This is a genomic window from Amycolatopsis suaedae, from assembly GCF_004214935.1.
In the GTDB taxonomy this organism is placed as follows: Bacteria; Actinomycetota; Actinomycetes; order Mycobacteriales; family Pseudonocardiaceae; genus Amycolatopsis; species Amycolatopsis suaedae.
In genome coordinates, this window is record NZ_SFCC01000002.1 from 55,741 (window position 1) to 70,673 (window position 14,933).

Here is a 14,933-nt window from a genome sequence, read left to right on the forward strand (position 1 = left end):
CCTTAGTCAATCGAACCTTTGTTCGATTGTAGCGCGTTCTCGCACAGGGTGTGGACCTCTCGGACGATCTCGGTCAGGTGATCCGGTGCGGGCGTCGCCGAGGCCAGCAGGTCGTCGACGCCGGTCAGTCCCGCCTTCGTGAGCAGTGTCTTCTCGTTGGTCACCCACTCGCCGCGCGCCGCGAGGACGGCGTGTGCGGCCTGGGAGGCGCCCTGGGCGAGCAGGCCGAGGCACTGGGCGTACCGGCCGTACGGCGCGTGGTTCGCGGCCGCGTAGGTGAACAGCAGGCTCGCGGTCCCCCACCACACCGTGGGGGCGTTCTCCCGCAGCGCGGGCGGGTAGTCGGGCCGCGGCAGCGTTCCGTGCAGCACGCGGTTCAGTGCCAGCTCCGCCACCACCAGGTACGACGGGATGCCGGCGAGGTGGAACAGCAGCGGCTCCACGTGGAACCGGCCCTCCCGTGCCTCGGCGAGCTGGTGTTCGACCACGTCGAGATCGCGGTAATGCACGTCGACGTGGATTCCCTCCGGCCGCAGCCACGCGCCGCCGTTGAACACGCCGCCGCCCCAGCCGCCGATCTCCGAGACCTCACCCGGCCAGCCGAGATCGCGTACGTGCTGGGGATCGAACGTACCGCGGTAGTAGATCGCCAGATCCCAGTCACTGTCCGGCCGGTTGGTCCCCAGTGCCCGTGATCCGCCCAGTGAAACGGCCTCCACCCCCGGCAGTCCGGCGAGCGACTGGGCAACTCGTGCGAGAAACTCGTCCATCCGGCCCATCTTCCACAATGGACCGTTCGGTCACGCCGCCGGACCGTCGCGAAGGATCGCGCGCACCCGGTCGACCGACACCTCGGCCGGCGAGATGTCGGTCAGCCACCAGGTGGCGCCCGCGTCCGCGTACGGGCGCGGGTCGGTCCCCGGCGCCAGCGCCACGACGAGGTCGTACGGCCCGGGATCGGTTCGCAGCTCACCGATCGTGCCCGCGACGTCCGCGAGCTGACCAGGACCGTCCAGGTGCACCGGGAAGAACCCGTCGAGCCGCGCCGCACGGCGCAACGGCTTGAGGTTGCCGGGAAAACCCGCCGCCCAGACCGGAACTCCCGGCCGCTGCACCGGTCGCGGCAGGAACCGCAGGCCGTCGACCGTGTAGTGCTCGCCGCGGTGGTGGACCTCATCGCCGCTCCACGCGGTGGTGAGGACGTCGAGGAACTCGTCGAGCATCGCGCCCCGTGCGCGGTCGGCGAGCTGCTCCCCCGTCCCGGAGAACTCAGCGCCGAACCGGTCGCTGCCGATGCCGACGCCCAGCGTGAGCCTGCCGCCGCTGAGCACGTCGAGCGTCGACGTCTCCCTGGCCACCTTGGCGGGCCGCCGCCGGGGCAGCGGGGTGACCATCGGCCCGATCCGCAGTTCGCTGGTGGCGCCGGCGACCGCGGCGAGCGTGATCCACGGGTCGGCGACCGGCAGTTCCGAAGTACCCCAGCGCAGGTGGTCCCAGACGAAGAACCCGTGCCAGCCGGCCTCCTCCGCCTCCACGGCGAGCCGGGTGACCACCCGAGGATCGGCCAGTTCGTCGAAGATCGGGAGCCACAGAGCAGCACGCATTCCAGGGATCGTGCTTGACTCTGACACTGGCGTCAATGTCTAGCGTCGAGGGCATGAAGATCGGGATCTCGACGTTCGCCACCGACGAAACGCTGCGACCGGACGCGCTGGCCAGAGCTGTCGAGGAACGTGGGTTCGAATCCCTCTTCCTCGCCGAGCACTCCCACATGCCGAAGGGTTCGACGGGTCCGGACGGCGCCGAGCTGGGGCGCGCCTACTACCGGTCGCTCGACCCGTTCCTCGCGCTGACGGCCGCCGCGTCGTCCACCGAACGGCTGTTGCTCGGCACCGGAGTCGCGCTGCTGGTCCAGCGCGACGTCATCCACACGGCCAAGGAGGTCGCTACCCTCGACCTACTCTCCGGCGGCCGCGTGCTGTTCACGGTCGGCGCGGGGTGGAACCGGGCGGAGATGCGCAACCACGGTGTCGATCCGGGCAGCCGCGGCAGGCGCCTGGATGAGCAGCTCGCGGCGTTGAAGCTGATCTGGACCAGGGACGAGGCCAGCTTCCGCGGTGCGCACGTCGAGTTCGGCCCGATCCACATGTGGCCCAAGCCGGTCCAGTCTCCGCACCCGCCGATCTACATCGGCGGGCACAGCGCGGCGGCCCGGCGCCGGGTGGTCGAGTACGGCGACGGCTGGTTCCCGATCACCGTCACGCCGGACGACGTCCGCGGAATGCGGGCCACGCTGGCCGCGCACGGCCGCACCGGCGTCGTCATCAACGTGCCTGCCGACGAGGACGACCTCGACCTGGTGCACGAGTTCGCCGAGGCAGGCGCCGACCGCGCCACCTTCCACTTGACGACGGTCGGTGACGCGGCCACCCTGCGCAAACTCGACGAACTGGCCGCCGTGCGGGAGCGGCTCACCAGGTGACCGGCAGCTCGTGCACGCCGTAGATGTTCATGTCCGTCTTCAGCCTCACTTCCCTGGCCGGGACGGCGAGCCGTAGACCGGGGAAACGACGCAGCAGCCCGCTGAAGCCGGCCCGCATCTCGATACGGGCCAGCTGCTGGCCGAGGCACTGGTGGATGCCGTGCCCGAAGGCCACGTGGCCACGCGCCTTGCGGTGGATGTCCAGGGTGTCCGGGTTCGCGAAGCGCTTCGGGTCGTGGTTGGCGGCCAGCAGCGCGAGGACGACGGTCGAGCCCGCGCTGATCGTCTCACCGCAGAGTTCGATGTCCTCCGTGGCGTAGCGGTAGAAGATGTCGGCGACGGACAGGTACCGCAGCAGTTCCTCGACGGCGTCCGGCATCAGCTCCGGGTTCGCCCGTAGCTCGGTCAGCTGGTCGGGGTGCTCCAGCAGCGCGAACGTGCCCAGCGACAGCATGTTGGCGGTGGTCTCGTGCCCGGCCAGCAGCAGCAGGAACGCGACGCCGGTCAGTTCCTCGATGGTCAGGTCGTCCTGGCGGGCGAGGTCGGACAGGATGTCCTCGCCCGGCTCGGCCCGCTTACGCGTCACCAGCCCGGCGAGGTAGCCGGTCAGCGCGCCGACCACGCTCGCCTTCTCCTCCAGCTCGATGTCCCTCGCCATGAACCTGGCGGAGTTGGCCTGGAACGTCTCCCGGTCCTCGTAGGGCACCCCGAGCAGTTCGCAGATCACCAGTGACGGCACCGGCAGCGCGAACTCGCTGACCAGGTCGACCGGCGGCGTGAGCCGCTCCAGCGCGTCCAGTTGCCGCTCGGTGATGTCGGCGATGTGCTCTTCGAGCGCCTTCATGCGTTTGACGGTGAAGGCGCCGGTGAGCCGCTTGCGCAGCCGGGTGTGGTCCGGCGGGTCCATCGCGACGAACACGCCCGGCATCGGCGGGTTCGGCTCGGTCGGGGCCGGCATGCCGGGGGTCGCGTACGGCACGTGGACGATGCCGATGTCCAGGCGGGAACTGAACCGGGTGTCGACCAGGGCCTGGCGGACCGCCTCGTGCCCGGTGACCAGCCAGCCCTCGTGACCGTCGGGGAACAGCAGCGGGCTGACCGGGCGGGTGTCCCGCAGCTGGGACAGCCGGCTGGGCGGGTCGAAGGGGCCCGCGTCACGCTGCATCGGAAGGCCGTTCATCGGGTGTCCTCTCGTGGTGGGTGCTGAGACCAGGTTCGCCACCGGACCTGTCACCCTCCTGACACCGCCCTGACACCATTGGCCACCGTGGCAAAATCGGCCCGGTGCAGATCGGGATGCTCGGACCGTTCGAGGTTCGCACGGACGACGGCGTCCCAGCCGACGTGCCGGGTGCCCGCCTGCGCGGGCTGCTGATCGCACTCGCCCTCGAACCGGGCCGCGTCGTCCCGAAGGCGACGCTGGTCGACTGGATCTGGGGTGAGCACCCGCCCGCCGACGCGGCCAACGCCCTGCAGCGCCTGGTTTCCCGGCTGCGCAAGGTGCTGCCCGAAGGCTCCGTCGAGGGAACGAACAGCGGTTACCGGCTGCTGGTGGAACCCGACTCCGTCGACGCCGTGCGGTTCGAACGCCTCGTCGGTCAGGGCCGGTTGCGGGACGCCCTCGCGCTGTGGCGCGGCGCGGCCATGCAGGACGTCGGACTCCAGGACAGCGCGGCGTTCGACGCGGCGGTCACCCGGCTCGAAGGCCTTCGCCTGACCGCGCTCGAGGACCGCTTCGACGCCGAGATCCCGGGCGCGAACGCGGTCGCGGAACTCACCGACCTGGTGGCCGCGCACCCGGTGCGGGAACGCCTCGTCGCCGCGCTGATGCGTGCCCTCGCCGCGAGTGGCCGGGACACCGACGCGTTGCTGCTCTACCAGCGCACCAGGGAAACCCTCGCCGAGACACTGGGCGTCGATCCCTCACCGGAACTGTCCGCGGTCCACCTCGCGCTGCTGCGCGGCGAGCTGGGCCGCCGCGAGGACGACCGGAAGAGCAACCTGCGGGCCGAGCTGACCAGCTATGTCGGCAAGGAAGCCGACATCAGCGCCGTCCGCGAGCTGGTCACCGGACACCGGCTGACCACCGTGATCGGCCCGGGCGGCTCGGGAAAGACCAGGCTGGCCACCGAAGCGGCCCGCACCCTGCTCGGCGACCTGCCGGAGGCCTGGCTGGTGGAACTCGCGGCCGTCGGCGCGAACAGCGACGTCGCACACGCGACGCTGTCCGCGCTCGGCGGGCGCGACCCGCTGATCGGCGACGCTCCGGACGCCGAGCCGGCGGATCGGGTCGTTGCCGCGATCCGCGAGCGGGAAATGCTGCTGATCCTGGACAACTGCGAGCACGTGATCGAATCCGCCGCCGCGTTCGCCCACCGGCTGCTCGGCGAGTGCGGCCGGCTGCGGATCCTCGCGACGAGCAGGGAACCACTCGGCATCACCGGCGAGGCGCTGTGGCCGGTCGCGCCACTGACCCTGCCCGCACCGGACGCCGACCCGGCCGAGATCGAGTCGTCGCCTGCCGTCCGGCTGCTCCGCGACCGGGCCGGCGCGGTACGCAGCGACCTCAGGATGGACGCCCGGACGCTGGCGACCATGGCGCACATGTGCCGGGCGCTGGACGGCATGCCGCTGGCGATCGAACTCGCCGCGGCAAGGCTGCGCACGATGTCACTGGAACAGCTCGCCGACCGGCTCGACGACCGGTTCCGCATGCTGACCGGCGGCAGTCGCACCGCACTGCCCCGGCATCGGACGCTGCGTGCGGTGATCGACTGGAGCTGGGAGCTGCTCACCGACGCCGAACGGGCGGTGCTGCGCAGGCTCTCGGTGTTCTCCGGCGGTGCGAGCCTGGAAGCCGCGGAACAGGTCTGCGCGGGTGGCGGCGTCGAAGCGGGCGAGGTACTGGAACTGCTGACCGCGCTGACCGAGAAGTCGTTGGTGGTCACCAAGGACGACCGGTACCGCATGCTCGGCACGATCAAGGAATACGCCGAGCAGCGACTCGCCGAGGCGGACGAAGCGGAGCGGACCCGGCTCGCGCATCTGGCCTACTTCACCGAGCTGGCCGAGACCGCGGATCCACATCTGCGCCGCACCGAGCAACTGGAGTGGCTCGCCAGGATCGAGGCCGAGCACGACAACGTCACCGCGGCGATGCGTGGCGCACTCGCCGCCGCCGACGCGCAGGCGGCGATGCGGCTCGCGGCGGCGTCCGGGTGGTACTGGTGGCTCGGCGGGCACAAGGCCGAGGGCAGCGAGCTGATCATGGCGGCGACCAAGGTGCCCGGCGAGGTCAGCGACGAGGCCAAAACCATCGTCTACGCGTTCGTCTCGTCGTTCCTGACCTCGGGAATGGCCGACGAACGCCACGCGGAGGAGTGGATCCGCACGGCACATGAGATCAACCAGCGGGTCAGGAGTTCGCACCCCGCACCGAAGCTCATGGCCGCGCTGGAGCGCGTCCTGCGAGATCCGGACGCGTTGCTGGACGTGTGGGACGAGTTCCGCGCCGACGAGGATCCCTGGGTTCGGGCACTCGCCACGATGCATCTCGGCAGGACACGTGTCGTTCTCGGGCACAGCGGCCGGGAAGCCGAGGAGTATCTCGAGACGGCGCTCGACGAGTTCCGCGCGCTGGGTGAGCGCTGGGGAATCTCGCTGACCCTGTCCACCCTGGCGGACCGGATCGCGACGCGCGGCGAGTTCGCCGTCGCCTGCGAGTACTACGAGCAGGCGATCGCGGTCGTCACCGAGGTCGGTGCCGTCGAGGACGTCGTGCACCTGCGGTCGCGGCAGGCTCAGCTCTACTGGCTGGCCGGCGACCTGGACTCCTGCGCCGCCGCCGTGGCCGACGCGGAACGGGCGGCGGAAGGGATCTCCTGGGCGAACGCGCTGGCTGACCTGGCGCTGGCGAAGGCGGAACTCGCGCGCTGGCGTGGCGACGCCGCGGAGGCACGCCGGCAGGTCGGCGTCGCCGAGGAGCTGCTGGGCGCTGAGGCCCAGGAGCACTACGTTCGCGCGCTGACCCAGAACCTGCTCGGCTACCTGACCGAGGATCTGGCCGGGGCACGCGAGCATCGCGTGGCGGCCCTCCGCTCGGTGACCGAGGCCGGGCACGCGCTCGGGATCGCGCAGGTACTCGTCGGCATCGCGGATCTGGCTCTGCGGCACGGCGAGTACGAGCAGGCCGCGCGGCTGCTCGGGGCGAGCGCGGTCGTGCGCGGCCTGCCCGACAGTTCCCAGCCCGACGTCGCCCGGATCGAACGTGCCGTGCGCGACCACCTCGGTGAACCACGGTTCGCCGTGGCGACCGGGGAGGGCGCGCGGACGGACTGGCAGGAACTGGCCGCGGCCACGCTCGCCCGCTGACGGTTACCTTGCCGCCCTGCGTGCCTCGTAGAGCATGATCGACGCGGCCACGCCGATGTTCAGCGAATCCACGGTGCCGACCATCGGAATCCGCAGCCGGCGCGTCGCCCGCGCCAGCAGGTCGTCCGGCAGACCTTCCCGCTCGCTGCCGAGCAGAAACGCGAGCGGCGGCTCGTAGCCGGCGTCCCAGTGGTCGTCGTCCGCGGTGCCCGACGTGGCGAGAACGCTGACTCCGCGGTCCTCGGCCCAGGCGAAGAACTCGCCGGCGTCGGGCGTGTGCACCACGTCGACGGCGAACAGCGAACCCATGCTGGCCTTGACCGCGGCGGGCGAGTAGGCGTCCACCGTCTCACCGATCAGGACGACGCCCGCTCCGCCGACGGCGTCCACGGTACGGATGATCGTGCCGAGGTTGCCGGGATTGGCGATCCGGTGCAGTGCGACGAAGATCGATCCCGGTTGGACGTCCAGAGTGGACAGATCACCGGTCCGGCTCCGCACGATGGCCGCGAGACCGCCGGGACCGTCCCGGTCGACGAGGCGTTTGAACAGCTCGCCGCTGAGCCGCGCCACCGGCACGCCAGCCCGTTCCCGGTCGTCGACCATGCGCTGGGCGGCCTGGCCGGTCAGCAGGCTGGGCGCGACGATCAGCGTCTCGATCTCCCACCCCGCCTCGACGGCGTACCAGACCGGCTGGAGTCCCTCGACGACGAACGCGCCCTCCCGGCGCCGGTGTTTGCGGTCCGCGAGGAGCCGGACCCGCTTCGCGAGCGGGTTGGCCGCGCTGCTGATCGTGTCTGCCACTGACCTACCAGCCGTTCTTGTGCGCCCGCGCCTCGTACAGCAGAACCGACGCCGACACCGAGACGTTCAGCGAGTCCGCCGACCCCAGCATCGGAATCCCCACCCGCTGGAACCCGGCGTCGTACCACGGCCGGGAAACGCCGAACCGCTCGCTGCCGACCACCAGCGCCGTGCGGCCGCGGTAGTCCAGCTCGCGGTAGTTCACGCTGTCGTCGGTGTCCGCGATGTAGACCCGGAACCGGTTTCGCTTCAGCCAGTCGATGGCGTCGTCGACGTCGTCGAAATCGAGCGAGGGAACCTTGATGCTCATTCCCTGACTGCTGCGCAGCACCTTCGGATGGGTCATCCGGGTGCGCCGGTTCGTCATGACCAGGCAGTCAGCGCCGCAGGCATCCATGGTGCGCAGCAGCGTGCCGAGGTTGCCGGGGATCTCCAGCGCGTCGGTCACCAGCACCAGCGCGTCGTCGCCGAACTCGAAGGTCGCCGGATCCCAGTCGGGCAACCTGGCGACGGAGAGGAGGCCGTCCGGATTCGGCCGTTCGGCCAGGCGTGCCAACGTCTTCTCGGAGATCTGGTACGCGCGTCGCGCGCGGTCCGCGAGTTGTGCCGCTCGCTTCTTCGCCTCGTCGGAGTAGGCGGCATCGGGACACCAGAGCAGCGTTTCCACCGGGACGCCGGTCTCCAGGACGATGTTGTTCTCGAACAGTCCCTCGGCGACGAAGGTACGGCGCGGAATACCGGTGCGGTTGTTCTGGATGTCCCGGACGAGACTCGCCGCCGGATGCTGCAGGCCGATCTGCTGGAGTTCCATATCGCCGTTCGGTTACGTGGAGCTGAGGGGAATCGAACCCCTGACCCCCGCCTTGCAAAGGCGGTGCTCTACCAATTGAGCTACAGCCCCGGACGCGGGCGGTGCCCGCGTTGAGTTCAGTTGTTGGTGGCGGCGTCCGAGGAGCTCGCCTTGGCGGGCGCGCTGCCGTTGCTGGAGACCGTGCCACGGCCGGCGGGCACCGGAGCGGTGGCCTCGCGCCAGAGGGCAGCCTCGGCCTTGTTGTCCTTGTTCCGCTTGATGACGAAGAGAACGCCACCAGCGACGACCGCGAGTGCCAACAGCTTCTTCACGTGAGGCCCCTCCTCGAACTGCGATTACCGTGCTGCCCTGTTGATGCTACTGCACCCGGCCGGGGGCTTGCCGTCCTGGTCCGGCCGTGGTTCCACGTGGAACCATCCGTCATGGCGCCACCGGCCCCGGCCGGTGGTACAGGCCCTCGCCCACCCACCGCACGACGTCCCGCGGACGCCCGTCCGACTGCCGCGGGTACGGGAACACCGGCTCCGACCGCTTCCCGGTGGCGACGATGCGCTCGGGTGCCGTACCGCGCTCGACCCACGACACCAGCTCCCGGAACGGGTCGAACCGCTGCAGCTGGTAGCCACCCGAGCAGTGCGCCATCGTGGGCACCATGAACAACCGCGCCCACTGCTGGGTCGCCCGCAGACCGCCGCTTCGCTCCCAGAGCCGCTGGTAGTAGTCCAGGGTTCCGGCCGCCGGGATGGCCTGGTCGTCCCAGCCGTGCCAGATGATCAACTTGCCACCTGACCTGCGGAACCCGCTCAGGTCGGTGTTCATCGCGTTGGCCTTGACGCCCTCGGCTGCCAGTCTGCTGAAGTCCCGCGTGTCCAGCCTGAAGTCGGCCAGCGACGAGTGCGGCCTGCCGATCGGGAAGCTGACGTGACGCAGGGCGTTGTCCGCCAGCAGGCCGGCGACCGAACTGCCGATCGCGGGGTCGGCGACGCCCCACTCCGCCCAGGCCAGCTCCGAGCCCCTGGTCTGCGAGCCCGGGTACAGCCGCCGGCCGTGCGAATCGACCGGCCCGCGGTACAGCTCCCGCGCGACGGCGACCTGGTCGGCGGTCAGGCAGGTCTTCCCGTCGCCGTCGGGGCACTGGATGCTCGCCGGGTCGAACGTGCACTTCCTCGGGTCGTCGATCTGCTGGTCGACGCGTCCGTCCAGGCCGTCACAGGCCGAGACGACGGCACTGTGCAGCACGGGCAACTTGTCGACACCGATGATCGGCGTGCCATCCGCGCGGTGGTTGGTGCGGTGCAGCCAGGTCTGGTAGACCCCCGCCAGCGAGGAGAAGTGAAGAGCCGGGGCACCAGCGATGATGCCGTCGAAGTCGTCCGGGTAACGCTGGGCGAGGATCAGTGCCTCGCGGCCGCCGTTGGAGCAGCCGGAGAAGTACGACGTCCTCGGTGGTGCGCCGTAGAACTCGGCGATGATCCGTTTCGCCGCCTTCGACAGCACGTGCGGCGCGCGGAAGAAGTAGTCATCCCTGGCGGCCTGGTTGTCCCGCGCCCACCGGCCGTCGGTGAAGGCGAGCTCACCTCCCTCGCCGACGTGGCCGTCGTCGGTCGCGGCGACCGCCACGTCACCGGCCTTCGGCCCGCAGTCCGGGAACGGCGTGTTCGGCACGGTCCCGCACAGGCCACCACAGCCGTACTGCAGGTACCGGCCGAAGAACGTGTCCAGCGGCAACCGCAGGGTGAAGCGGACCGCGGGTTCGATGACGCCCCGGACCTCGCAGTGCGCGGGGCCGGTGCTCACCTCGGTCGCCGAGGTGACCGTGGTCCGCGCGTGTGGGACGTCGAACGTCCGCTCCAGGTCCGCGCATGTCCGCACCGGCCTGAGCGCGCCGGATTCGGCCACGGCCGGAGCCACCGGCGACAACAGTGCCGCACAGCCGATCAGAATCGTCAGCCTCTTTCCCCAGTTCACGCGCCGACGCTAACGACCGTCGAACGGCCACCGCCACCCCGCACGCCGCAGTTCTTCGGTACGGCTGACTGCCATTGACAGGCGGGCCGCGTGTTCCTCGTCGGCCCAGTACCGGCCGTCCGCGGTCGTCTGACCGTCGTGTTTGCGGTACAGCATGCTCGGCCGGGCGATGAACTCACCGGGCGCGACCGCCTCCGCGGCCAGCAGCAGGCCGACGGTCTCGGCGCCGGTGAGGGCGGGCCACCCGCCCAGCGCGCGGACGAGCCCGGTGTGCGCGGCGAACGTCGACGCCTGCACGGACAGCCGGTCCTCTCGCTGTTCGGCCAGGAACCGGCCGGGCGCGACCGGACCGTCCGGCGGGTCGTACGGGCCCGGGGTGACTGACCCGTCCGGGTGCAGGTCCAGGCACGCCGACACACACCAGGCCGCCCTGTGCAACGCCTCGATGTCCCGCGCCAGCGCACCCGGCAGCAGCAGGTCGTCGGCGTCGAGGCAGCGAACCAGCTCGCCGTTGGCCCTGGCCAGGGCCATGGTGCGGGCGACGGCCGCCCGGCCGGGCAGGCCGGTGCCGTGGCTGATCCGCGGGTCGTCCGGCAGCTCCCGGCGGGCGACGCCGGTGTCGCCGTCCTCCTGCACGCACCACTCCCAGGTCCAGCCGGCGGGCAGGTCCTGCTGGAGCAGCGACTCGTAGGCCGCACGCAGGTGCTGATGCCCACCGTCGAACACCGCCGTGACGACTGTGACCGCGCTCACCAGTTCCCCCATTTCGGTGACAGCCGTCACCGGTTCGGGCCGTTAGCCTTGACCTCACAAATCTACGGAGGTGATCGCCGTGGAGTTCTGGACGGTCCTCCCGGTGGTACTCGCCATCCTGTTGGTGGTCGCACTGATCGTGGGCAGGCACCATCAGGAACCCGGCAGAACGATCGACTGGCGCGACTGAGGCCCAAACGAAAACCGCCCCCGTCCCGAGTGGGACGAGGGCTGGTGATCTGTGGGCCCAGGAGGACTTGAACCTCCGACCTCTTCGTTATCAGCGAAGCGCTCTAACCGCCTGAGCTATGGGCCCGTGGAACGCAGGAAAGACTACCCGACGCCCCACAGAGCCCCGCAACCGGGTTACTCCCGCTCGGACAGCGTGACCTCCAGGCCGCCTGCGAGGTCGGCGGACACGTTGTAGATGAACGCGCTGACGGTAGTGAGCGCGGACAGCAGCACGATGTTCACCGCGCCGATGATGGCCGCGATACCGAACACGCGACCGGCGCTGATCAGCGGTTCCGCGGCGGTGGCGGTGCCCTCGCCCTGGACGAGCTGGGTGTAGGTGCCGTTGAGGTTGTCCCACACGCCCATGCCGTCCAGCACGGTGTAGAGGACCCCGACCGCGACCAGCCAGACGAAGAACAACGCGACGCCCAGCACCAGCGACAGCTTCAGCACCGACCACGGGTCGAACCGCTTGATCTGCAGGCTCGCCCGCCGCGGCCCCCGCCCGGGGCGGCGCAACGCCGTCGGCGTGGCCCGGCCGCCCCGGCTGCGGTCGCGGTCCGGCCGCGCGCTCGGCGGAACGGCGTCCTGTGCGCCGGTGTCGCCGAACAGCCGGTTGGCCGCCGTGCCGGTCACGACCGGCGGCTCGTCGGCACGCGGCGGTTCCGGGGCAGGCTGGCGCACCTCCGTGGTGGTGGCCTGCGACGGCCACATCGCCGTCGGTGCCTGACTGGGGTCGGCAGCCTGCCCGGCAGCGGAACCGGCCGGCGGGGTGGACGTGGCCCCGCCCGCCGAAGCGGCGGGGGCGTCCTCCTCCTTGGCCACACGCTGCCACGGAGGCGTGGACGCGCCGGCGCCGTTGGATCCTTGTGCCTCGGGTTTGTCGGCTGGAGTCACGAAGTGTCAGTCCTTACCCAGTTCGCGCCGCTTACTCCTGCGGTGCCTGCGTGTCAGTTGTCTCGGAGCCGTCGGTTTCCGCGGCGGTGCCCTCCTGGGCCGCCGCACCGTTGACGTTCGAGGGCTCGTCGGCGTTGCGTGCCACCGCCAGCAGGGTGGTCCCCTCGCCCAGGTTCATCAACCGCACACCCTTGGTCTGCCTGCCCGCCTTGCGAACCTCCTTGGCCGCGGTGCGGATCACGCCGCCGCTCGACGTGATCGCGTAGAGCTCGTCGTCGACGTCGACGATGAGTGCCCCCACCAGCCTGCCACGTTTCCGGTCGTGCTGGATGGTGAGCACGCCCTTGCCACCCCTGCCCTGCACCGGGTAGTCCTCGATCGGGGTGCGCTTGGCGTATCCGCCGTCGGTGGCGACCAGCAGGAACTTGCTCTCCGACACCACGCCGATGGCGAGCAGCTCGTCGCCCTCGTTGAACCGCATGCCCAGCACGCCGGACGTCGCCCTGCCCATCGGGCGCAGCGTCTCGTCCGAGGCGTGGAAGCGGATCGACTGGCCCTCCGCCGACACCAGCAGCAGGTCGTCGGTCGGACCGGCGAGCACGGCGCCGACCAGCTCGTCGCCCTCCCGCAGGTTGACCGCGATCAGCCCGCCCGCGCGGTTGGAGTCGAAGTCGACCAGCTTGGTCTTCTTGACCAGGCCGTTGCGGGTCGCCAGCACCAGGTACGGCGCGACCTCGTAGTTCTTGATCTGGATGACCTGGGCGATCTGCTCCTCCGGCTGGAACGCGAGCAGGTTCGCCACGTGCTGGCCGCGGGCGTTGCGGTTGGCCTCCGGCAGGTCGTACGCCTTCGCCCGGTAGACCCGCCCCTTGTTGGTGAAGAACAGGATCCAGTCGTGCGTCGAGCACACGAAGAAGTGCTGGACGATGTCGTCCTGCTTCAGCGTCGCGCCCTGCACGCCCTTGCCACCGCGCTTCTGCGCCCGGTACAGGTCGGTTTTCGTTCGCTTGGCGTAACCCGTGCGGGTGATCGTGACGACCACGTCCTCGACCGCGATCAGGTCCTCGACGTTGACGTCGCCGTCGAACGGGATGATCTGGGTCCGCCGGTCGTCGCCGTGCTTGTCGACGATCTCGGTCAGCTCGTCGGCGATGATCTGCCGCTGCCGCTCCGGCTTGGCCAGGATGTCCTGCAGGTCGGCGATCTCGGCCTCGATCCGGGCCAGCTCGTCGATGATCTTCTGCCGCTCCAGTGCGGCGAGGCGGCGCAGCTGCATGTCCAGGATCGCGGTGGCCTGGATCTCGTCGACGTCGAGCAGCTCCATCAGGCCGGTCCGCGCGATGTCGACCGTCTGCGACCGGCGGATCAGCGCGATGACCTCGTCGATCGCGTCCAGCGCCTTGACGAAACCACGCAGGATGTGGGCCCGCTCCTCCGCCTTGTTCAGGAGGAATCGGGTACGCCGGACGATGACTTCGATCTGGTGCTTGATGTAGTGCCGGATGATCTGGTCCAGCCGCAGCGTGCGCGGCACGCCGTCGACCAGGGCCAGCATGTTGACACCGAAGTTGTACTGCAGCTGGGTGTGCTTGTAGAGGTTGTTCAGCACGACCTTGGCCACGGCGTCGCGCTTGAGCGTGACCACGATGCGCATGCCGCGCCGGCTGTTGGACTCGTCGGCGATGTCGGCGATACCGGTGATCTTGCCGTCGCGGACCAGCGAGGCGATGTTCTCGACCAGGTTGTCCGGGTTGACCTGGTACGGCAGCTCGGTGGCGACCAGGATCGTCCGCCCCTTGGCGTCCTCCTCGACCTCGACCACCGCGCGCATGCGGACCGAGCCGCGGCCGGTGCGGTAGGCGTCCTCGATGCCGGACGTGCCGAGGATCAGGCCCTTGGTCGGGAAGTCCGGGCCCTTGATCCGCTGCAGCAGCGCGGCGAGCAGCTCGTCCTCGCTGGCTTCGGGGTTCTGCAGCGACCAGATGACGCCGTCGGCGACCTCGCGCAGGTTGTGCGGCGGGATGTTGGTCGCCATGCCGACCGCGATCCCGGAGCCGCCGTTGACCAGCAGGTTCGGGAACCGGCTGGGCAGGACGTCTGGTTCCTTCGTGCGGCCGTCATAGTTGTCGGAGAAGTCGACGGTGTCCTCTTCGATGCCGGCCAGCATGTGCATGGCCAGCGGGGCGAGCCGCGACTCGGTGTACCTCATCGCGGCGGCCGGGTCGTTGCCCGGCGAGCCGAAGTTGCCCTGGCCGTCGATCAGCGGATACCGCATCGACCAGTGCTGGGCCAGCCGCACCAGCGCGTCGTAGATGGCCGAGTCGCCGTGCGGGTGGTAGTTGCCCATCACGTCGCCGACCACGCGCGAGCACTTGTTGTACCCGCGTTCCGGCCGGAAGCCGGAGTCGTACATCGAGTACATGATCCGGCGGGCGACCGGCTTCAGACCGTCACGCACGTCCGGCAGCGCCCGCGACACGATCACGCTCATCGCGTAGTCGATGTAGGAGCGCTGCATCTCCTGCTGGATGTCGACCGGCTCGGTGCGGTCGTGCTCCGGCGGCAAGGTTTCCGTCATGGGTTCCTTCTCAGTGGTAACGCGCGGCGGGCTGG

At 70.2% G+C, this 14,933-nt stretch carries 12 protein-coding genes and 2 tRNA genes; 2 read left to right on the top strand and 12 right to left on the bottom strand.

From position 1 onward, the window contains the following. Positions 1-2 precede the first annotated feature (2 nt). Both EWH70_RS03480 and EWH70_RS03485 read right to left on the bottom strand, forming a co-directional pair. Entirely contained in the window at positions 3-770 is a 768-nt protein-coding gene (locus EWH70_RS03480) for a nucleotidyltransferase domain-containing protein (RefSeq protein WP_130473769.1), read from the bottom strand. A gap of 30 nt (positions 771-800) precedes the next feature. Beyond that, positions 801-1,604: an LLM class flavin-dependent oxidoreductase gene (locus EWH70_RS03485; protein ID WP_130473770.1), complete on the bottom strand. Its 804-nt coding sequence runs from the start codon at positions 1,602-1,604 to the stop codon at positions 801-803. 53 nt (positions 1,605-1,657) lie between these two features. Between EWH70_RS03485 and EWH70_RS03490 the strand changes: the two genes are divergently transcribed. Continuing rightward, positions 1,658-2,482: an LLM class F420-dependent oxidoreductase gene (locus EWH70_RS03490; protein WP_130473771.1), complete on the top strand. Its 825-nt coding sequence runs from the start codon at positions 1,658-1,660 to the stop codon at positions 2,480-2,482. On the opposite strand, the gene EWH70_RS03495 is transcribed toward EWH70_RS03490, so the two are convergent. After that, on the bottom strand, positions 2,472-3,662 hold the full coding sequence (locus EWH70_RS03495) for a cytochrome P450 (RefSeq protein ID WP_205669020.1): 1,191 nt from the start codon (positions 3,660-3,662) through the stop codon (positions 2,472-2,474). The genes EWH70_RS03490 and EWH70_RS03495 overlap by 11 nt on opposite strands. A gap of 104 nt (positions 3,663-3,766) precedes the next feature. On the opposite strand from EWH70_RS03495, the gene EWH70_RS03500 reads away from it, so the two are divergent. Next, entirely contained in the window at positions 3,767-6,853 is a 3,087-nt protein-coding gene (locus tag EWH70_RS03500; RefSeq protein ID WP_130473772.1) for an ATP-binding protein, read from the top strand. Positions 6,854-6,856: 3 nt separating this feature from the next. Here the strand turns inward: EWH70_RS03500 and EWH70_RS03505 are convergent, their stop codons facing one another. The 9 genes from EWH70_RS03505 to gyrA all read right to left on the bottom strand — a co-directional run bounded on the left by EWH70_RS03505 (position 6,857) and on the right by gyrA (position 14,898). Next, complete coding sequence (locus EWH70_RS03505) at positions 6,857-7,657, bottom strand: TrmH family RNA methyltransferase (protein ID WP_130473773.1); 801 nt, start codon at positions 7,655-7,657, stop codon at positions 6,857-6,859. A 4-nt stretch (positions 7,658-7,661) separates the two neighbouring features. Further along, entirely contained in the window at positions 7,662-8,468 is an 807-nt protein-coding gene (locus EWH70_RS03510; protein WP_130473774.1) for a TrmH family RNA methyltransferase, read from the bottom strand. A 17-nt stretch (positions 8,469-8,485) separates the two neighbouring features. Beyond that, positions 8,486-8,558, bottom strand: a tRNA-Ala gene (locus tag EWH70_RS03515). A 26-nt stretch (positions 8,559-8,584) separates the two neighbouring features. Next, complete coding sequence (locus tag EWH70_RS03520; RefSeq protein ID WP_130473775.1) at positions 8,585-8,779, bottom strand: DLW-39 family protein; 195 nt, start codon at positions 8,777-8,779, stop codon at positions 8,585-8,587. A 109-nt stretch (positions 8,780-8,888) separates the two neighbouring features. Continuing rightward, a complete protein-coding gene (locus EWH70_RS03525; protein WP_338078558.1) occupies positions 8,889-10,436 on the bottom strand; it encodes a tannase/feruloyl esterase family alpha/beta hydrolase in 1,548 nt (515 codons plus the stop codon). Between the two features lie 9 nt (positions 10,437-10,445). After that, positions 10,446-11,189, bottom strand: coding sequence for a glycosyltransferase family 2 protein (locus EWH70_RS03530; RefSeq protein WP_130473776.1), 744 nt, complete (start codon positions 11,187-11,189; stop codon positions 10,446-10,448). Positions 11,190-11,431: 242 nt separating this feature from the next. Next, positions 11,432-11,505, bottom strand: a tRNA-Ile gene (locus EWH70_RS03535). A gap of 50 nt (positions 11,506-11,555) precedes the next feature. Beyond that, positions 11,556-12,320, bottom strand: a complete 765-nt coding sequence (locus EWH70_RS03540) for a DUF3566 domain-containing protein (RefSeq protein ID WP_130473777.1) — start codon at positions 12,318-12,320, stop codon at positions 11,556-11,558. Positions 12,321-12,351: 31 nt separating this feature from the next. Next, the gene (gene gyrA, locus EWH70_RS03545) at positions 12,352-14,898 is read right to left on the bottom strand and encodes a DNA gyrase subunit A (protein WP_130473778.1); all 2,547 of its coding nucleotides are present in this window, start codon (positions 14,896-14,898) and stop codon (positions 12,352-12,354) included. Between the last annotated feature and the right edge of the window lie 35 nt (positions 14,899-14,933).

Coding starts and splice junctions, on each gene's coding strand:
- EWH70_RS03510 (WP_130473774.1), bottom strand. CDS start 8,468: ATGGAACTCCAGCAGATCGGCCTGCAGCATCCGGCGGCGAGTCTCGTC.
- EWH70_RS03495 (WP_205669020.1), bottom strand. CDS start 3,662: ATGAACGGCCTTCCGATGCAGCGTGACGCGGGCCCCTTCGACCCGCCC.
- EWH70_RS03485 (WP_130473770.1), bottom strand. CDS start 1,604: ATGCGTGCTGCTCTGTGGCTCCCGATCTTCGACGAACTGGCCGATCCT.
- EWH70_RS03480 (WP_130473769.1), bottom strand. CDS start 770: ATGGACGAGTTTCTCGCACGAGTTGCCCAGTCGCTCGCCGGACTGCCG.
- gyrA (WP_130473778.1), bottom strand. CDS start 14,898: ATGACGGAAACCTTGCCGCCGGAGCACGACCGCACCGAGCCGGTCGAC.
- EWH70_RS03490 (WP_130473771.1), top strand. CDS start 1,658: ATGAAGATCGGGATCTCGACGTTCGCCACCGACGAAACGCTGCGACCG.